Below are 17,206 nucleotides of genomic sequence, written 5' to 3'. Positions count from 1 at the left end.
TTACAGCCTGCCTTAGCCCGTTCGTTTGCCTATTGCTGCTAATGCTCTGCAGCTTCAGGTGGCGAGCTTCTGCAAATTTCCGGAGCTTCTGCTTTGCAACCTTCCAAGGTGCAAAGTGCTGCCGATGTAGTGGTGAGTGCGAGCGCGCCCCTCACCCCGCCGGCTTGCCCCGGCTGTCCCCGACCTCCAGCCAATACCCGTCTGGGTCCTGCACATAGATCTGCCGCACGCCGTCGAAGCGCAGCTGCATCTTGCGCGGCTCGCCGGCGAAGTTGGTCCAGGCGAGATGGTGCGCGTTGAGCCACGCCGTCACCGGCGCGAGATCGTCGACATGGAGCGCGAGATGCTCGTCGCGGTTCGACGGCTTGGGTGCGGTGCGGCCGTCGAGGATGTGCAGCGACATGCCATGGCCGAGATCGAGCCAGCGGCGATTCTGGAGCGGCGTCGGGATGAGCCGCAGCCCGAACGCCTCGTGGTAGAAGGCGGCGCTGCGGTCGATATCGCTGGCCTGGATCGCGACATGCTCGGCCTGGGCCGGGGCGGGCGCTGCGGCTTGGGGCGGGGCGGCCAATGCTTGGAGATGCGTGGCAAGGATCAGCAGAACCGTGTAAGCGAGCATGGGCACCCCCTCGGTTTTTGTCGGAACGTGTTGGGCGGAGACTGAAGTGTCGCCGACCGATTGATCAGTTTCCTCGATCCGCTCCCGGCGGGATAATCAAGCGGTCGTCCAGCTCTCTGCGACGGCATTTCGCAGCGAAGGCCGCTGCAAGGACCATATCGCCCTCAAACGCGACCCGCTCTGAATCGGTCAGCCGGTAATATTCTTCATAGTCTGCCAAGCGATTGCTGACAGGAATGCTCAGATAGGGTTGTCCGCTCACCACGTCGGTGCCGAGCGCGAAACGCCCCTCGCGCGATGCCATGCTGTCGACGAAGCGCGGCATCACCGCGCCGCCACTGCCGCGTCGCTGGCCAGCTTGTCGGCCCGCTCGTTGTCCGGATGGCCGGCATGGCCCTTCACCCATTTCCATTCGACCCGGTGGGGCTTGGCGGCGGCGAGGAGTTCCTGCCAGAGGTCGGCGTTCTTGACCGGCTTCTTGTCGGCGGTGCGCCAGCCGTTCTTCATCCAGCCATGGATCCACTTGGTCAGGCCGTCCATCACATAGCGGCTGTCGGTGGAGAGCGTCACCCGGCACGGGCGCTTGAGCGCCTTCAGCCCCTGGATGGCCGCCATCAGTTCCATGCGGTTGTTGGTGGTGTGCGCCTCGCCGCCGGACATTTCCTTCTCGACCTCGCCCATGCGCAGCAGCGCGCCCCAGCCACCCGGGCCGGGATTGCCCTTGCAGGCGCCGTCGGTCGCGATCTCGACATGCTGGAGTTCGGCGGTCATGCGATCGCCGCCAGTGCCGAGGCATAGACGTGCGCGCGTCGCCAGAAGGCGAGCGGGTCCTTGCGCGTCACCAGCGCGTCGGCGGGGGTGTTGAGCCAGTCCCAGGCACGCGACAGGGTGAAGCGGATGCACGCGCCGGTCGCCAGCAGCGGCAGGATCGCGCGTTCGGCCTCGGTCAGCTTGTAGCTGGTCTCATAGCCCTGAAGCAGCGCCTCGGAGACGTACGGATCGAACCGCTCGCCCGTGGAATCGAACGCCCAGGCGGTGTGCATCACCGCGAGGTCGTAGAGCCGCAGATCGGTGGAGGCGAAGTAGAAGTCGATCAGGCCGGTCACCCGGTTGCCGAGCATCAGCACATTGTCCGGGAACAGGTCGGCATGGATCGCGCAGCTATCGAAGCCCTCGCGCGGCCAGGCGGCGGTGACGCGGTCGAGTGCCGCGCCGAGTTCGTCATACAGCCCGGGCGCGATGTCGTTGAGGCTGGTGCCGCAGCGCTCGAACAGCGGGCGCCAGGTGTCGACGCCCATCGAGTTGGGGCGGTCCTGCGGGAAGTCGGCCACGGCCTTGTGCATCTTGCCCATCGCCTCGGCCGCCGCGCGGGCCTGCGCCGGGGTGGGGTGGGAAACCGAGACGCCCGACAGGAACTGGATCAGGCAGGCCGGGCGGCCCTCCAGCGTGTGGATCAGCGTGCCGTCGCGATCGGGCACCGCCGGGGGCACCGGCAGCCCGCGATCGGCGCAGTGATCGAGCAGCGCCATGAAATAGGGCAGGTCGCCCTGGTCGACGCGCTTCTCGTACAGCGTCAGGATGAAGCGGCTCTTGGTGGTGTCGACCAGATAGTTGCTGTTCTCTACGCCTTCGGCGATGCCCTTGGCGGAAACCAGTTCACCGACGTCGAAGCGCTCGAGAAACGCGGAGAGCGCCTCGGCCGAAACCTGCGTGTAGACGGCCATTACGCGGCCTCGAGTCCGCGCGGCAGCTTGAACACGACGTTCTCCTCGACCGTCTCGACTTCGCGTTCGATCACCGCAAACCGGGTGCCCAGCTGCTCGACGACTTCGCGCACCAGCACTTCCGGGGCCGAGGCGCCGGCGCTGATGCCGACCTTCGACACGCCGTCGAACCAGGCGAAGTCGATCTCGGCGGCGCGCTGGATCAGCACCGCGCGGGCGCCGCCGCGCTTGGCGACCTCGACCAGCCGCAGCGAGTTGGACGAATTGGGCGCACCGATCACCAGCACCAGCTCGGCCTGCTCGGCGATTGCCTTGACCGCACCCTGGCGGTTGGAGGTGGCGTAGCAGATGTCGTCCGCGCCCGGCGCCAGCATCGTCGGGAAGCGGCGCTTGAGGATGCCGAGCACCGCAGCGGTATCGTCCACCGACAGCGTGGTCTGGGTGAGGAAGGCGAGGTTCTCGGGATCGGGCACCGTCACCGATTCGGCATCTGCCTCGGTCTCGACCAGCGTCATTGCGCCTTCGGGCACCTGGCCGAAGGTGCCGATTACCTCGGGGTGGCCCTCGTGCCCGACGAATAGGATGTGGCGCCCGGCCGCAACATGGCGTTCGGCCTGGCGATGGACCTTGGAGACGAGCGGGCAGGTGGCGTCGAGATAGGAAAGCCCGCGCTGCTCGGCCTTGTGCGGCACCGCCTTGGGCACGCCGTGGGCGGAGAACACCACCGGCACGCCGTCGGGCACATGGTCCAGCGTCTCGACGAACACGGCGCCCTTGGCGCGCAGATTCTCGACGACGAACTTGTTGTGGACGATCTCGTGCCGGACATAGACCGGCGCGCCATATTTCTCGATCGCGAGTTCGACGATGCGGATCGCGCGGTCGACGCCGGCGCAGAAGCCGCGGGGCGCTGCGATCAGCAGCTCCAGGGGACGCTTTTCGGTGTTTGCCATCGGGTGGAGCCTCTACGCGATTGCTTGCGCGGGCGGAAGGCGGTTCCTATGGTGCGCGCCGTTCCGGCCCCGGTCCGTGTGAGATGGGGGGCGGCTGTTCGGTTCGAAAGGTTGCCACCCTTGTCTGTCGCGAAGTTCACCGTTCCCGCCCTGATCCTGCTCGCCGCCGGCGGATGTGCCCGCACCGGCGAAATCACCGAAGGCGGCATCAGCGCGGTGCGCACCGCCTGCCCGACGGTGGCGATCCCGGCCGGCACCGGCGACGTGACGCTGTTCGATCCGGCGACCAGCCGCGAGGCAAGCGCGATCGACGTGGTGGCGACGATCACCAATCTGCAGCCCAGCTGCGATGACTCCGGCGACCAGGTGGTGACCAGCATCAAGTTCGACGTGCTGGCGCGGCGTCGCGACGCCGGCCCGGCGCGCGACGTGGTCCTGCCCTATTTCCTCACCGTGGTCCGCGGCGGTACCCAGGTGGAGGCGAAGCGCGTCGCCAACATCACGCTGCACTTCGATGCCGGCCAGATCCGCGCAAGCGCGGTGGGCCAGGCAACCAGCAGCGTCTCGCACGCCGCCGCAACGCTGCCCGACGATGTCCGCCGCCGCCTGACCGCCAAGCGCAAGGCGGGCGACGAATCGGCGGCGACTGATCCGCTGTCCGATCCGTCGATCCGCCGTTCGGTGCTGTCGGCGACGTTCGAGGCGCTGGTCGGCTTCCAGCTGACCGACGAGCAGCTCAAGTACAACGCGACGCGGTGATCTTCTAAGTCCCCCTCCCGCTTGCGGGAGGGGATGGAGCGGCTGGGCGCCACTTCCACGTCGATCCCTCCCCCTACCCCTCCCGCAAGCGGGAGGGGAGCACGCGTGGTCCGATTTTACCCTTTATCCCGATTGACTCGCGCCAGCCCTGCCGCCAAGGCTCGCCGACGTCGATGGCGGGCAACCGGCATGGGCATGCGCGGGAGAGAATCCGGTTCGCCGGATCGCCGAAGGAGCAACCGCCCCGGAATCTCTCAGGCACCGAGGACCGCGCAGGCCACGACACTCTGGAAAGCGAGCCGGCCTTCGAGGCTGGGCTCCACCGAAGGGGTAAGCCGGGCTCAAACCCGCGCGAAAGCTCTCAGGTTCCGTGACAGAGGGGGCGATGGTGTGGCGGGGGCATCGGCTCCATGCGCGCCGTTGAACCCTTGATGCCCGGAGTGCCCCGATGAGCGAAGCCGCCGAAGACACCGTCACCGACCTGCCGATCGAGACGCTGCCGCTCGAAGCCTGGCACCGCGCACGCGGCGGCCGGATGGTGCCGTTCGCGGGCTATGCGATGCCGGTCCAGTATGAAGGCATCATGGCCGAGCATCTCTGGACGCGCGAGCATGCCGGGCTGTTCGACGTCAGCCATATGGGCCAGCTGCTGTTCTCGGGCGTCGACTTCGATGCGGGCCTCGAAAAGCTGCTGCCGGGCGACGTGAAGGGTCTGGGCGAGGGGCGGATGCGCTATTCGCTGCTGCTCAGCGAAGAGGGCGGCATCCATGACGACCTGATGATGACCCGTCTGCCCGCCGACAACGCCTTCGAGATCGAGGGCGGCACGATCTACATGGTCGTCAACGGCGCGACCAAGTGGGACGATCTCGGCGTGTTCCGCGAGTTCCTGCCCGACGAAGTCACGATCAACCATCTGGAAGACCAGGCGCTGCTGGCGCTGCAGGGGCCGGAGGCGGTCACCGCGCTCGCCCGCGTGCTGCCGGGTGTCGAGAAGCTGGTGTTCATGACCGCCGCCGCGTTCGAGTGGAACGGCAACCCGCTCTGGGTCAGCCGCTCGGGCTATACCGGCGAGGACGGCTACGAGATTTCGCTGCCGGGCGAAGCGGCCGAGGCGTTCGCCGATGCGCTCACCGCGCAGCCGGAAGTGAAGCCGATCGGCCTCGGCGCGCGCGACTCGCTGCGTCTGGAAGCCGGGCTGCCGCTCTACGGTCATGATCTCGATCTGGAGACGACGCCGGTCGCCGCCGATCTCGGCTTTGCGCTCTCGAAGCGCCGCCGCGAAGAGGGTGGCTTTGCCGGTGCCGAGCGCATCCTCGCCGAGCGCGAGCAGGGCAGCGCCATGAAGCGCGTCGGCCTGATCGTCGAGGGCCGCCAGCCGGTGCGCGAGGGCGCGGCGGTGGTCGATGCCTCGGGCGCGGAAGTCGGCAAGGTCACCTCGGGCGGGTTCGCGCCTTCGGTGCAGAAGCCGATCGCGATGGCCTATGTGCCGTCGGCCCTTGCAGCGGCCGGCACCAAGATTACGCTTGTCCAGCGGGGCAAGCAGCATTCCGCGGAGGTCGTTGCGATGCCCTTCGTACCCCACCGCTATGTCCGAAAGGGAGCGTGACATGAGCCGCTATTTTACCGAAGACCATGAGTGGATCGAAGTCGACGGCGACGTCGCGACGGTCGGCATCACCGAATATGCCCAGAGCCAGCTCGGCGACATCGTGTTCGTCGAAGTGCCCGACGAGGGCAAGGAACTGAGCAAGGGCGACGATGCCGCGGTCGTCGAGAGCGTCAAGGCGGCGTCGGACGTCTATGCGCCGGTGTCGGGCACCGTCGTCGAGGGCAATGGCGACCTCGCCGATAACCCCGCGCTGGTGAACGAGGACCCGGAAGGCGAAGGCTGGTTCTTCAAGATGACGCTCAGCGACGAGAGCGAGCTGGACGGCCTGATGAACGAGGCCAAGTACCAGGCGTTCGTCAGCAAGCTTTAAGCACGTACTAGCCCCTCCCCTTCAGGGGAGGGGTTGGGGTGGGGGACTCTCCACGAGCGACCCGCCCCGCTGAGCTGACTGCCCCACCCACAACCCCTCCCCTGAAGGGGAGGGGCTTAAGAAAAGGGGCAAATTCCCCTCCCGCTTGCGGGAGGGGTTAGGGGAGGGGATGGCAGCCGCCAGCCCTACCCAGAGAACTTCAGCCCCTCCCCCGACCCCTCCCGCAAGCGGGAGGGGAGGAAAGAGGGAAGGGAACAAGGAACCGTGATGCGCTACCTGCCCCTTACCCCGGCCGACCGTCAGGCGATGCTTGGCACGATCGGCGCCCAGTCGATCGACGACCTCTTCGTCGACGTGCCCGAAAGCGCCCGCCTGAGCGGGCCGATCGCGGGCCTGCCGATGCACGCGTCGGAACTCGCGGTCGAACGCCACATGACCCGCTTGGCCGCCAAGAACCTCGCCGCCGGCGAGGCGCCGTTCTTCCTGGGGGCAGGGGCCTATCGCCACCATGTGCCGGCCTCGGTCGATCACCTCATCCAGCGCGGCGAGTTCCTCACCGCCTACACGCCCTACCAGCCTGAAATCGCGCAGGGCACGCTGCAGATGATGTTCGAGTTCCAGAGCCAGATCGCCCGGCTGCTGGGCTGCGACGTCGCCAACGCCTCGATGTACGACGGCTCGACCGCGTGCTGGGAGGCAATCTCGATGGCGCGCCGCGTCACCAAGCGCGGCAAGGCGATCCTCTCGGGCGGCCTGCACCCGCATTATGTCTCGGTCGCCAAGACGATGGCGCGCTTCACCGGCGACCAGCTCGTCACCGGCGTGCCGACGTTCAGCCCCGAGCCCGACACGCTCGACCTGATCAACGCGATCGACGCCGACACCTCCTGCGTCGTCGTCCAGTATCCGGACATTCTCGGCCGCATCGAGGACATGTCGGCACTCGCGGACGCCTGCCACGCCAAGAAGGCGCTGCTGATCGCCGTCGTCACCGAGCCGGTGGCGCTGGGGGCGATCAAGGCGCCGGGCGAGATGGGCGCGGACATCGTCGTCGGCGAAGGCCAGTCGCTCGGCGTCGGCCTGCAGTTCGGCGGGCCCTATGTGGGCCTGTTCGCCTGCTCGGAAAAGCTGGTCCGCCAGATGCCGGGCCGCCTGTGTGGCGAGACCGTCGACGCCAGCGGCAAGCGTGGCTTCGTGCTGACGCTCTCCACCCGCGAGCAGCATATCCGCCGCGAAAAGGCGACGTCGAACATCTGCACCAGCTCGGTGCTGTGCGCGCTCGCCATGTCGGTGCACATGACGCTGCTGGGCGAGAAGGGCCTGCGCCAGCTCGCCGAGCTCAACCATGTCGGCGCCAGCGCCGCCGCCGATCGCCTGGCCGAAGTGGACGGGGTGGAGCTGGTCACCGACCGGTTCTTCAACGAATTCACCCTGAAGCTGTCGAAGGAAGCGCGCCCCGTCGTCCGCCAGCTGGCCGACAAGGGCATCCTGGCCGGCGTGTCGCTCGGCCGCCTCTATCCGGGCGTCGAGGAACTCCAGAACGGCCTCGTCGTCGCGGTCACCGAAACCACCACGGAGGAGGACGTCGAGACGCTTGCCTCCGCACTCGAGGAGGTGCTGGCATGAGCACGATCAATCCGTCGGGCTGGCGCCCCACCACGCCGTCGCAGGGCGGCGAGAGCGCCGAGGGCACGTTCACCGGCAACCGCGCGCTGATGCTGGAAGAGGCGCTGATCTTCGAGATCGGTTCGGCCGACACCACCGGCGTCGATTTCGGCCAGGCCCCCGCGGGCAAGTCGCGCCTCGCCGGCATGGAGCGGAGCAAGCCGATCGGCCTGCCGGGTCTCTCCGAGCCGGAGACGGTGCGCCACTATACCCGCCTCAGCCGCCAGAACTATGCGATCGACCTCGGCCTGTTCCCGCTGGGCAGCTGCACGATGAAGCACAATCCGCGCCTCAACGAGCGGATGGCGCGCCTGCCGGGCTTCGCCGACATCCACCCGCTCCAGCCGGTCGATACCGTGCAGGGGGCGCTGGAGGCGATCGACCAGCTCGCGCACTGGCTGATCACCCTCACCGGCATGCAGGCGGTGGCGATGAGCCCCAAGGCCGGCGCCCACGGCGAGCTCTGCGGCGTGCTGGCGATCCGCGCCGCGCTCGACGCCAAGGGCGAGACCGCGCGCCGCATCATGCTGGTGCCTGAGTCCGCGCACGGCACCAACCCGGCGACGGCGGCGTTCGCCGGCTTCGCGGTGGAGGACATCCCGGCTACGCCCGAGGGCCGCGTGGACGTGGCGGCGCTCAAGGCGCGGCTGGGGCCGGACATCGCGGGCGTGATGATCACCAACCCGAACACCTGCGGGCTGTTCGAGCCGGAGCTCAAGGACATTTCCGACGCGGTCCATGCCGCCGGTGGCTATGTCTATTGCGACGGCGCCAACTTCAACGCGATCGTCGGCCGGGTGCGTCCGGGCGACCTCGGCGTCGATGCGATGCACATCAACCTGCACAAGACCTTCTCCACCCCGCACGGCGGCGGTGGCCCGGGTTCGGGCCCCGTCGTGCTGTCGGCGGCGCTGGCGCCCTATGCGCCGCTGCCCTTCGTCGAGAAGACCGAGGCCGGGTATCGCATCGTCGAGGAAGAGACTGCCGAGGAGCATCATGCCGGCACCTTCGGCCGCATGACCGCCTTCCACGGCCAGATGGGCATGTTCACCCGCGCGCTGACCTATATCCTCAGCCACGGTGCCGACGGCCTGCGCCAGGTCGCCGAGGATTCGGTGCTCAACGCCAACTATGTGCTGCGCGCGATGGAGGACGTGCTCGACGCGCCCTTCGCCAAGACCGGCCCGTGCATGCATGAGGCGATCTTCAGCGACAAGGGCCTGCCCGAGGGCTTCTCGACGCTCGACATCGCCAAGGGGCTGATCGACGAGGGCTATCACCCGATGACGGTGTATTTCCCGCTGGTCGTCCACGGCGCGATGCTGGTCGAGCCGACCGAGACCGAGAGCAAGGCGGCGCTCGACCAGTTCATCGGCGCGTTCCGCAACGTCGCGACGAAGGCCAAGCAGGGCGAGGCGGCGCTGAAGAGCGCACCGCACTTCGCCCCCCGCCGCCGCCTCGACGAGACGCTCGCCGCGCGCAAGCCGGTGCTGGCCTACAAGGACGCAGCCCCGGCCGAAGCGGCCGAGTAAGCCTCCGACCCGATACCCCCCGAGAGGGTCGCACACGCCGGCTGGAAGCCCCCGCTTCCAGCCGGCGTTTTGCGTCTGGGGCCGGGTCCGGGACACTTGCGGTCGCGACCGCTGCTCTGCATACAGTATGCGCCCGTCCGCACTGCGCCGGGTCCGCATGGGGGAAGCGGCAGGTCACGCGCCTTGGGCCCTCCTTCCTGCGGCTGGCCGACTCCTCTCCTCGGAAAGTCTCTCGATGCGCCTGATCGCCTGCTGTCTCCTGGCTTCCCTGACCGCCGGCACGGCGACTGCGCAGCAACGCCCGGTACTGACCGACGCCGACTATAGCCGCGCCGCGCACCAGCTGGCGCCCTGGACGGCGCCGCTGATCGACCATGCGGTGCGCTCGGCGCATTGGATCGATGCCCGCCGCTTCTGGTATGTCGACACCGACCACGGCGTGCCGACGATCCAGTTGGTCGATGCCGCCAAGCGCACCAAGAAGGCCGCCTTCGAGACCACGGCACTGCTCACGTCGCTCAACGCTGCCGGGCTGAAGGCGCAGGACGCATCGAAGCTCACCATCAGCGACTTCGCGCCGGACCTCGCAAAGAACAGTGCGATCCTCACCGTCGGCGGCAAGCGCTATGCCTGTGCGATGGTGCAGCCCTATGCGTGCAAGGAGTCGGCAGCGCCGAGCGCGGGGCAGATCGCCGGCTATCTGACGCAGCAGGGCCCGGCCGACGCGGTGCTCTCCCCGGACGGCAAGCGCGCCGCCTTCGTGCGCGACTGGAACCTGTGGGTCCGCGACATGGCGACGGGCGCGGAGCGGCGGCTGACCACCGACGGCGTCAAGGATTTCGGCTACGCGACGGACAATGCCGGCTGGAAGCATTCGGATCAGGCGATCGTAATCTGGTCGCCGGACTCCAAGAAGCTCGCGACCTTTCAGCAGGACCAGCGCAAGGTCGCAGACTTTTCCACCACCACGACCCAGGTCGGCCATTCGCAGGTCGACACGTGGAAGTACCCCTTCGTTGGCGACAAGGAGATCTTTCAGATCCAGCGCGTCATCGTCGATGTCGACGGGGCCCAAGTGATCCGCCTCAAGATGCCGGCCGAGCCGCATCGCTCCTCGCTGTGCGACGACGTGGTGTGCGGCGAGGGGCCGCAGGACATGCAATGGGCCAAGGACGCGAAGACGCTCGCGTTCGTCTCGACCTCGCGCGACCACAAGGTGGAAACCGTGCGCATCGCCGATGCCGCCAGCGGCGCGGTGCGGGACCTGTTCACCGAGACCGTCCCGACCTGGTTCGACAGCGGCTATAACGACGAGGGGATCAACTGGCGATATCTGTCCGAGCGCGGCGAGATCCTGTGGTGGTCGCAGCGCGACGACTGGGGCCATTATTATCTGTACAGCGCCGCCACCGGCAAGCTGATCCGCCAGGTGACCCAGGGCCAGTGGAATGTCGACCACCCGGTCTATATCGACGAGCGCAGCGGCAGGATGCTGGTGGCGGGTGTCGGGCGCGAACCGGGCACCGATCCCTATTACCGCAGCATCTATGCGATCGACCTGAAGGGCGGGGCGCCCAAGCTGCTGACGCCGGAGAAGCAGGACCATATCGCGTTCCCGTCCAGCGACGGGCGCTATTTCGTCGACATCTATTCGACGCCGCAGCAGCCGCAGACGGCGGTGCTGCGCCGTGCCGACGGATCGGTCGTCCAGCAACTGGCGAAGGGCGACGTGACGCGGCTGCAGGCGGCGGGCTGGCAGGCGCCGGAGAGCATCGCCGTCCAGTGCAGCGACGGCAAGACGCTCTGCCACGGCCTGTTGTTCAAGCCGGCGGGGCTCGATCCGCAGCGCAAATATCCGGTGATCGACTATGTCTATCCGGGCCCGTTCATGGGGACGATCCCGTCGCGGCAGTTCGCCGCGGCGCAAGGGGATGCAGGCGCGCTAGCGCAGCTGGGCTTTGCCGTGGTGGAGATCGACGCGCTGGGCACGCCGCGCCGGTCCAAGGCCTTCCAGGACTATTACTACCGCGACATGGGCAAGCAGGCCGTCCCCGACCAGAAGAGCGGCATCCAGGATCTGGGCAAGCGCTATGCCTGGCTCGACCTCGACCGGGTAGGGATCTGGGGCCATTCGGGCGGCGGCAATGCCACCGCGACCGCGATGTTCCTCTATCCCGATTTCTTCAAGGTCGGGATTTCGGAAAGCGGCAACCACGACAACCGCAATTACGAGGACGATTTCTACGAGAAATATCTCGGCCTGCTGGAGCGCCAGGGCGACAAGAGCAATTACGACCTGCAGGCCAACCAGGACATCGCCAAGAACCTGAAGGGCAAGCTGCTGCTGGCGCACGGGATGCTTGACGACAATGTGCCGGTATCGTCGACACTGCTGGTGGTCGATGCGCTGGAAAAGGCCAACAAGGATTTCGACCTCGTCCTGTTCCCCCGCGCGCACCACGGCTATGGCGACCAGTCCTATTACATGATGCGCCGCCGCTGGGACTATTTCGTCGAGAACCTGATGGGCGCTACGCCGCCGAAGGAATACAAGATCGAGCGGCCGGGCAACTGATGTCGACGCGCCCGGACCGCGATCGGCGTCGCGGTCCGGGACAGCGCCTGCAAACCGTGTTTTGACGCGGCCGTGCTTCCCCCTATGCTGCACCGCATCGCTCCCGGGGGGACTCCGCCATGCAGCTCGATACACCGCACCTCATCCAATATGGCATCACCGCACTGGTCGTGGGGCTGATCCTCGCGCTCCGCATCCGCCGCATGTCCAAGGCGCGGCCGCTGACCCTCGAGCGATTGTGGATCGTGCCGACGCTCTATGCGGTGCTGGTGGCGGCCTTGCTCCTGCAGGCGCCGCCGAGCCTCGGCGGCTGGGCGCTGTGCGCCGCCGCGCTGGCGATCGGCGCGGGGCTGGGGTGGCAGCGGGGCAAGCTGATGCACCTTTCGGTTGATCCCGCGACCCACCAGCTCAACCAGAAGGCGTCGCTGGGCGGGCTGCTGTTCATCGTCGTGCTGATCGCGGTCCGCTTCATCGGCAAGGCCGAGGGCTCGGCGCTGCACCTCAACGTGATGCTGCTGACGCAAGCCTTCGGCGTGATGGCGCTGGGGCTGTTCAGCGCGATGCGCGTCGAGATGTACCTCCGCGGCAAGCGCCTCCTCGAACAGGCGCGGGCGGCGGCATGAGCGACCGCGAACGCAGCTGGCTGGCTCCGCCCGAAGGCGTGCGGCGCCACGCGCCTGCGACGCTGCGTAATCGCGCGGCAATCGCGACGATGCTGGGCGAACTGCTTCCGGCCGCCGGTCGCGTGCTCGAAGTGGCGAGCGGCAGCGGCGAGCATTGCGCCTATTTCGCCGAGCATTTCCCCAAGCTGGAATGGCATCCGAGCGACCCGGACCAGGACGCGCTCGCCTCGATCGCGTCCTGGTGCGAGGGGCTGGCCAATATCCGCCCGCCGGTCGCGCTCGATGCGGCGGCGGCGACGTGGCCGGTGGCCCATGCCGATGCGATCCTGTGCATCAACATGGTCCATATCAGCCCCTGGGCGGCGACGCTGGGGCTGATGGCGGGGGCGGGGCGACTGCTGCCGCCGGGCGGCCCGCTGGTCCTTTACGGCCCCTATCGCGAAACGGGTGTGCCCACCGCCCCCTCCAACGAGGAGTTCGATCAGTCGCTGCGTGCGCGCGATCCGGCCTGGGGGCTGCGGCTGCTGGACGACGTGATCGCCTCGGCGGCGGCGCAAGGCCTGGTATTCGAGCGGCGGGTGGCGATGCCCGCCAACAACCTCATAGTGGCGTTTCGGCGTAGCTAGCCTGTCCGCGCGCCAGCTTCTGTTCGCGGTACACGATGTAGAGCCCGCTGGCGATGATCACCGGCGCGCCGAGCCAGGTCGAGAAGGTCGGGAACACGTCGAACAGCAGCCAGCCATAGAGCGTCGCCCAGATCAGACCCGAATAGTCCATCGGCACCACCGCGGAGACGGGCGCGAAACGCATCGCCGCGGTGAGCGCCAGCTGGCCGACGCCGCCGACCAGCCCGGTGGCGATCAGGATCGCCCAGGTGGCGGGATCATGGGGGCGGTAGTGGAAGGCGTAGATCGCGCCCAGCACCGGCACCGAGAGCAACGAGAACCAGAACACCGTGGTGCCGGCGCTTTCCGTCCGCGTGATCTGGCGCAGCGTGATCGCAACGATCGCGACGAACAGCGCCGCCATCAGCCCCACGAACGCGCCGAAGATCGGGATCGCCTCGCGCCCCGGCTGCACCACGATCAGCACGCCGACGAAGCCGAGGATCACTGCGCCCCAGCGATGCCAGCCGGTCGGCTCGCCGAGGATCAGCGCGCCGAGCAGCGTGGCGAAGATGGGGACGGTGAACTGGAAAGTCTGCGCCTCGGCCAGCGGCAGCAGGATCACCGCGCCGAAGGTGAAGATCATGCCGGTGAGACCCACCGCCGTGCGCCAGACATGTGCGCCGAAGCGCTGCGTCTTGAGCGACTTGAGGCCCGGGCCCATCGCCACCCACAGGGTGACCAGCGGCACCGCCCAGAGCTGGCGGTGGAACATCGTCTCGATCAGCGAGGCGCCGCGCAGTTCCGACATCTTGATGAGCGCCGACATGCTCGACATGCAGAAGATGGCGAAGAGGCGGAGCGCCAGGCCGGTGGCAATGCGATCGGGACGGGCTTCGGACACGGGGCGAGCGTTACGGACAAGCGATTGGCGCGGCAACCCTTTGCACTCGCCTTTCGGCACGTCGACTTGATTTGCCGGATTTGTTAGGCGGGGCGCGACTGCCCAACCCATGGCTGGAAAAAGGAACCGCAATGGCCTCGTTGAACAAGCTGATCTGGCTGCAACGGCTAATCGTGCGACTTCGCATCCGCTTCTACAATAAATTCTGGGGTATGGACATTCACCCGACGGTTCGGATCTCGAACACGGCGAAGCTCGACAAGACCTTCCCCAAGGGAATCCATATCGACGAATGGTCCTATGTCGCGTTCGGTGCGGCGATCCTGTCGCACGACATGACCCGCAACCTGAAGACCGACACCTATATCGGCAAGAGCTGCTTCATCGGCGCGCGCAGCCTGATTCTGCCGGGCGTCCGGGTGGGCGACGGCTCGATCGTCGCCGCGGGATCGGTGGTGACCAAGGACGTGCCGCCCAAGTCGATCGTCGCCGGCAATCCGGCGGTCGTGGTGCGATCGGGTATCGAAACCGATATCTGGGGCATCCTGCGCAAGCCCGGGGAACCCTATCTGCGCGATGCGCTGGTCAAATAAGCGGTTCGGCCTTGTCCTTGCCGCGTGCGCGCTCGTGACAGCCGGGATCGGCTGGCGCTTCGTGCCCGCGCTCCGTTGGGGTGGTGCTGCGGCGGTAGGGGCGACTCCGCCGCTCGGCCCCCTCGGCGGCACTTTGGCGGTACCGCGGGGCGGCACGATCCTCTGCGCGGGCGACAGCCTCACCTATGGCGCGCAGCGCTGGGGCGGCACGCTGCCGCCGATCCACGGCGCAGGCGCGCAGCGGGTCGCCACGCCCTATCCGGAGGCGCTGGCACGGGCGCTGGGCGGGCGGGTGACCGTGCGCAACCTGGGCTATCCGGCAGACACGGTGACGATGGGGAGCAAGCGCTGGGCGGCCGAACCCCGTGCCGATCTCGTGCTGCTGATGTACGGCACCAACGACGCCAATCCGCGCGGCTGGCGGACGGCGGTGCCGATCGAAACCTATCGGGTGACGTTGGCGGGCCTGATCCGCCGGTATCGCGCGCAGGGCACGCAGCTGCTGGTGCTCGCGCCGCCGCCTGCCGGAACGGCCTATGCGGAAGCCGCGATTGCGCCGTACCGCGCAGCGGCAAGGGCGGCGGCGGCGGCCGAAGGGGTGGCGTTCGCCGACCCGGCTTCGTTCCTGCAAGACATGCCCGTACCGCTCCAGGCCGATGGGCTGCACCTGCGGGCCGAGGCGACGGCGCGGATTGGCGAGGGGCTCGCGCGGCGGATTAGCGTCCGCTGAGCCTTGCGGTTCAGCCGAGCAGTCGCGCTACGACGACCGCGAGCGAATCCTGCCACGGCGGTGCGCGATAGCCAAAGGTCTCGGCGAAGCGCGTGCAATCGAGCCGGGAGTTGGCCGGGCGCCTGGCCGGGGTGGGGTAGCCCGAGGTCGGGATGCCGGCCACCTCGGCGGTCGGGCCGCCATGCTTCGCGCTTTCGGCGAAGATCGCGCGGGCGAAATCTGCCCAATTCGTCTCGCCCGATCCGGTGAAGTGGTAGAGCCCGCTGGTCGTGCCTTCGCGCTGCCAGTGCTCGACCACCGTGAGGATCGCCGTAGCGATATCGAGCGCCGAGCTCGGGCAGCCGCGCTGGTCCTCGACGACGTTCAGCGCATCACGGGTTTCGGCGAGACGCAGCATCGTTTTGACGAAGTTGGCGCCGAACGGGCTGTACACCCAAGCGAGGCGCAGCACGGCATGCTCGGCGCCCGAGGCCTGCACCGCCTGCTCGCCGGCCAGCTTGGTCGCGCCATAGACGCCAAGCGGGCCGGTGGGGTCGTCCTCGCGCCACGGGCGGTCGAGGCTGCCGTCGAACACATAGTCGGTCGACAGATGGATGATCGGCGCGCTGATCTTCGCGCCCGCGCGCGCGAGCACGCCCGGGCCGTCGCCGTTGATCGCCATCGCCAGCTCGGGCTCGCTCTCCGCCTTGTCGACGGCCGTGTAGGCGGCGGCCGAGACGATCAGCTCGGGCTGGATCCGCGCCACCGCGGCTTCGATCGTTTCCGGCTTGGAGAGGTCGAAATCGGGATAGGTGGTGAAGACCAACTCGTGGCCTACTGCCTGCTCGGCCAGCGCTTGGGCGACCTGGCCGTCATGCCCGGTGACGAGGATGCGCATCAGGCGGTCGCGCCCAGACGCTCGCCGGCATATTTGCCGGAGCGGATCGGGCCCCACCACCATTCATTGTCGAGATACCAGTCGATCGTCCGGGCGATGCCGGTGTCGAAATTCTCCTCGGCCTTCCAGCCCAGTTCGGTCTCGAGCTTGGTCGCGTCGATCGCGTAGCGGCGGTCGTGGCCGGGGCGATCGGTGACGAAGGTGATCAGCTCGCGGCGCTTGCGGCCGTCGGCCAGCGGGATGCGCTGGTCGAGCATGTCGCAGATCGTCTCGACCACCTGCAGGTTCGTGCGCTCGTTGCGGCCGCCGACATTGTAGCTCTGGCCGACCTTGCCGGTGGTCGCGATGGTCGCCAGCGCCTTGGCGTGATCGTCCACATACAGCCAGTCGCGGATATTCTCGCCCTTGCCATAGACGGGCAGGGGCTTGCCCTCGAGCGCATTGAGGATGGTCAGCGGGATCAGCTTTTCGGGGAAGTGGAACGGACCGTAATTGTTCGAGCAGTTCGACAGCACCACCGGCAGGCCATAGGTGTGGCCCCAGGCGCGCACCAGGTGGTCGCTCGCCGCCTTCGACGCCGAATAGGGCGAGGAGGGATCGTAGGGCGTTTCTTCGGTGAAGATGCCGCTGTCGAACGGCAGGTCGCCGAACACCTCGTCGGTGGAGATGTGGTGGAAGCGGAACGCGTCGCGCTTCTCGCCCTCCAGCTCGCGCCAATATTGCAGCGCCGACTGGAGCAGCTTGAAGGTGCCGACGACATTGGTCTCGATGAACTCGCCCGGGCCGTCGATCGAGCGATCGACATGGCTCTCGGCGGCGAGGTGCATCACCACGTCGACCTGCTCCTCGCGCAGCAGCGGCAGGATCGTCGCGGTGTCGGCGATGTCGGCATGGACGAAGCGATAGTTGGGCGCGTTCTCGATCGCGGTCAGCGAGGCCGGGTTGCCGGCATAGGTGAGCTTGTCGAGATTGATCACCCGCGCGCCTTGGCGAACCAGATGGCGCACCACTGCCGAGCCGATGAAGCCGGCACCGCCGGTGACGAGGAAGGTCTGCTGCTGCATG

The 17,206-nt window shown here is 67.7% G+C and carries 18 protein-coding genes and 1 riboswitch; of the genes, 10 read left to right on the top strand and 8 right to left on the bottom strand.

All coding sequences use genetic code 11. From position 1 onward, the window contains the following. Positions 1–151 precede the first annotated feature (151 nt). The 5 genes from QZ670_RS19135 to ispH form a co-directional block, all read right to left on the bottom strand. Complete coding sequence (locus tag QZ670_RS19135) at positions 152–619, bottom strand: VOC family protein (RefSeq protein ID WP_294258587.1); 468 nt, start codon at positions 617–619, stop codon at positions 152–154. Positions 620–683: 64 nt separating this feature from the next. Further along, complete coding sequence (locus tag QZ670_RS19130; protein WP_294258585.1) at positions 684–944, bottom strand: hypothetical protein; 261 nt, start codon at positions 942–944, stop codon at positions 684–686. Next, on the bottom strand, positions 944–1,390 hold the full coding sequence (gene rnhA / locus QZ670_RS19125) for a ribonuclease HI (RefSeq protein ID WP_294258584.1): 447 nt from the start codon (positions 1,388–1,390) through the stop codon (positions 944–946). The genes QZ670_RS19130 and rnhA overlap by 1 nt, the downstream gene beginning before the upstream one ends. Then, positions 1,387–2,343, bottom strand: a complete 957-nt coding sequence (thrB, locus tag QZ670_RS19120; protein ID WP_294258582.1) for a homoserine kinase — start codon at positions 2,341–2,343, stop codon at positions 1,387–1,389. The genes rnhA and thrB overlap by 4 nt, the downstream gene beginning before the upstream one ends. Next, on the bottom strand, positions 2,343–3,296 hold the full coding sequence (ispH, locus tag QZ670_RS19115; RefSeq protein ID WP_294258577.1) for a 4-hydroxy-3-methylbut-2-enyl diphosphate reductase: 954 nt from the start codon (positions 3,294–3,296) through the stop codon (positions 2,343–2,345). Before ispH ends, thrB begins: the two co-directional genes overlap by 1 nt. A 120-nt stretch (positions 3,297–3,416) precedes the next feature. On the opposite strand from ispH, the gene QZ670_RS19110 reads away from it, so the two are divergent. From QZ670_RS19110 to QZ670_RS19075, 8 genes are all read left to right on the top strand, one after another. After that, a complete protein-coding gene (locus QZ670_RS19110) occupies positions 3,417–4,055 on the top strand; it encodes a hypothetical protein (RefSeq protein ID WP_294258574.1) in 639 nt (212 codons plus the stop codon). Positions 4,056–4,245: 190 nt separating this feature from the next. Next, positions 4,246–4,336, top strand: a riboswitch (glycine riboswitch). Positions 4,337–4,503: 167 nt separating this feature from the next. Then, complete coding sequence (gene gcvT, locus QZ670_RS19105) at positions 4,504–5,664, top strand: glycine cleavage system aminomethyltransferase GcvT (protein WP_294258571.1); 1,161 nt, start codon at positions 4,504–4,506, stop codon at positions 5,662–5,664. Position 5,665: 1 nt separating this feature from the next. Then, positions 5,666–6,037 carry a glycine cleavage system protein GcvH gene (gene gcvH / locus QZ670_RS19100; RefSeq protein ID WP_294258568.1) on the top strand — a complete coding sequence of 124 codons (372 nt, stop codon included), beginning with the start codon at positions 5,666–5,668 and terminating at the stop codon, positions 6,035–6,037. 267 nt (positions 6,038–6,304) lie between these two features. Then, a complete protein-coding gene (gcvPA, locus tag QZ670_RS19095; protein ID WP_294258565.1) occupies positions 6,305–7,663 on the top strand; it encodes an aminomethyl-transferring glycine dehydrogenase subunit GcvPA in 1,359 nt (452 codons plus the stop codon). Further along, entirely contained in the window at positions 7,660–9,234 is a 1,575-nt protein-coding gene (gene gcvPB, locus QZ670_RS19090) for an aminomethyl-transferring glycine dehydrogenase subunit GcvPB (protein WP_294258563.1), read from the top strand. Before gcvPA ends, gcvPB begins: the two co-directional genes overlap by 4 nt. A gap of 235 nt (positions 9,235–9,469) precedes the next feature. Beyond that, a complete protein-coding gene (locus QZ670_RS19085) occupies positions 9,470–11,809 on the top strand; it encodes a DPP IV N-terminal domain-containing protein (protein WP_294258561.1) in 2,340 nt (779 codons plus the stop codon). Positions 11,810–11,928: 119 nt separating this feature from the next. After that, positions 11,929–12,432 carry a CcdC protein domain-containing protein gene (locus QZ670_RS19080; protein WP_294258559.1) on the top strand — a complete coding sequence of 168 codons (504 nt, stop codon included), beginning with the start codon at positions 11,929–11,931 and terminating at the stop codon, positions 12,430–12,432. Further along, a complete protein-coding gene (locus QZ670_RS19075; RefSeq protein ID WP_294258556.1) occupies positions 12,429–13,058 on the top strand; it encodes a DUF938 domain-containing protein in 630 nt (209 codons plus the stop codon). Before QZ670_RS19080 ends, QZ670_RS19075 begins: the two co-directional genes overlap by 4 nt. Here the strand turns inward: QZ670_RS19075 and QZ670_RS19070 are convergent. Beyond that, positions 13,033–13,941: a DMT family transporter gene (locus QZ670_RS19070; protein ID WP_294258553.1), complete on the bottom strand. Its 909-nt coding sequence runs from the start codon at positions 13,939–13,941 to the stop codon at positions 13,033–13,035. The genes QZ670_RS19075 and QZ670_RS19070 overlap by 26 nt on opposite strands. Before the next feature lie 131 nt (positions 13,942–14,072). Between QZ670_RS19070 and QZ670_RS19065 the strand changes: the two genes are divergently transcribed. Both QZ670_RS19065 and QZ670_RS19060 read left to right on the top strand, forming a co-directional pair. Further along, positions 14,073–14,534 carry a DapH/DapD/GlmU-related protein gene (locus tag QZ670_RS19065; protein ID WP_121074530.1) on the top strand — a complete coding sequence of 154 codons (462 nt, stop codon included), beginning with the start codon at positions 14,073–14,075 and terminating at the stop codon, positions 14,532–14,534. Between the two features lie 34 nt (positions 14,535–14,568). After that, entirely contained in the window at positions 14,569–15,264 is a 696-nt protein-coding gene (locus tag QZ670_RS19060; RefSeq protein ID WP_294258545.1) for an SGNH/GDSL hydrolase family protein, read from the top strand. Positions 15,265–15,274: 10 nt separating this feature from the next. Here QZ670_RS19060 and rfbD read toward each other — a convergent pair whose 3' ends face one another. Continuing rightward, a complete protein-coding gene (gene rfbD / locus QZ670_RS19055; RefSeq protein WP_294258544.1) occupies positions 15,275–16,141 on the bottom strand; it encodes a dTDP-4-dehydrorhamnose reductase in 867 nt (288 codons plus the stop codon). Beyond that, positions 16,141–17,205 carry a dTDP-glucose 4,6-dehydratase gene (gene rfbB / locus QZ670_RS19050; RefSeq protein ID WP_294258542.1) on the bottom strand — a complete coding sequence of 355 codons (1,065 nt, stop codon included), beginning with the start codon at positions 17,203–17,205 and terminating at the stop codon, positions 16,141–16,143. The genes rfbD and rfbB overlap by 1 nt, the downstream gene beginning before the upstream one ends. Between the last annotated feature and the right edge of the window lies 1 nt (position 17,206).

Source organism: uncultured Sphingomonas sp. (assembly GCF_913774285.1).
Classification (GTDB): Bacteria; Pseudomonadota; Alphaproteobacteria; order Sphingomonadales; family Sphingomonadaceae; genus Sphingomonas.
This window is presented reverse-complemented; position numbering and strand designations above follow the sequence as displayed.

What these genes read in the sequence shown, in the direction of transcription:
- QZ670_RS19075 (WP_294258556.1), top strand. Translation starts at nt 12,429, where the DNA reads ATGAGCGACCGCGAACGCAGCTGGCTGGCTCCGCCCGAAGGCGTGCGG.
- gcvPB (WP_294258563.1), top strand. Translation starts at nt 7,660, where the DNA reads ATGAGCACGATCAATCCGTCGGGCTGGCGCCCCACCACGCCGTCGCAG.
- QZ670_RS19080 (WP_294258559.1), top strand. Translation starts at nt 11,929, where the DNA reads ATGCAGCTCGATACACCGCACCTCATCCAATATGGCATCACCGCACTG.
- QZ670_RS19065 (WP_121074530.1), top strand. Translation starts at nt 14,073, where the DNA reads ATGGCCTCGTTGAACAAGCTGATCTGGCTGCAACGGCTAATCGTGCGA.
- QZ670_RS19130 (WP_294258585.1), bottom strand. Translation starts at nt 944, where the DNA reads ATGCCGCGCTTCGTCGACAGCATGGCATCGCGCGAGGGGCGTTTCGCG.
- ispH (WP_294258577.1), bottom strand. Translation starts at nt 3,296, where the DNA reads ATGGCAAACACCGAAAAGCGTCCCCTGGAGCTGCTGATCGCAGCGCCC.
- rnhA (WP_294258584.1), bottom strand. Translation starts at nt 1,390, where the DNA reads ATGACCGCCGAACTCCAGCATGTCGAGATCGCGACCGACGGCGCCTGC.
- gcvT (WP_294258571.1), top strand. Translation starts at nt 4,504, where the DNA reads ATGAGCGAAGCCGCCGAAGACACCGTCACCGACCTGCCGATCGAGACG.
- thrB (WP_294258582.1), bottom strand. Translation starts at nt 2,343, where the DNA reads ATGGCCGTCTACACGCAGGTTTCGGCCGAGGCGCTCTCCGCGTTTCTC.
- QZ670_RS19135 (WP_294258587.1), bottom strand. Translation starts at nt 619, where the DNA reads ATGCTCGCTTACACGGTTCTGCTGATCCTTGCCACGCATCTCCAAGCA.
- rfbB (WP_294258542.1), bottom strand. Translation starts at nt 17,205, where the DNA reads ATGCAGCAGCAGACCTTCCTCGTCACCGGCGGTGCCGGCTTCATCGGC.
- gcvH (WP_294258568.1), top strand. Translation starts at nt 5,666, where the DNA reads ATGAGCCGCTATTTTACCGAAGACCATGAGTGGATCGAAGTCGACGGC.
- QZ670_RS19085 (WP_294258561.1), top strand. Translation starts at nt 9,470, where the DNA reads ATGCGCCTGATCGCCTGCTGTCTCCTGGCTTCCCTGACCGCCGGCACG.
- rfbD (WP_294258544.1), bottom strand. Translation starts at nt 16,141, where the DNA reads ATGCGCATCCTCGTCACCGGGCATGACGGCCAGGTCGCCCAAGCGCTG.
- gcvPA (WP_294258565.1), top strand. Translation starts at nt 6,305, where the DNA reads ATGCGCTACCTGCCCCTTACCCCGGCCGACCGTCAGGCGATGCTTGGC.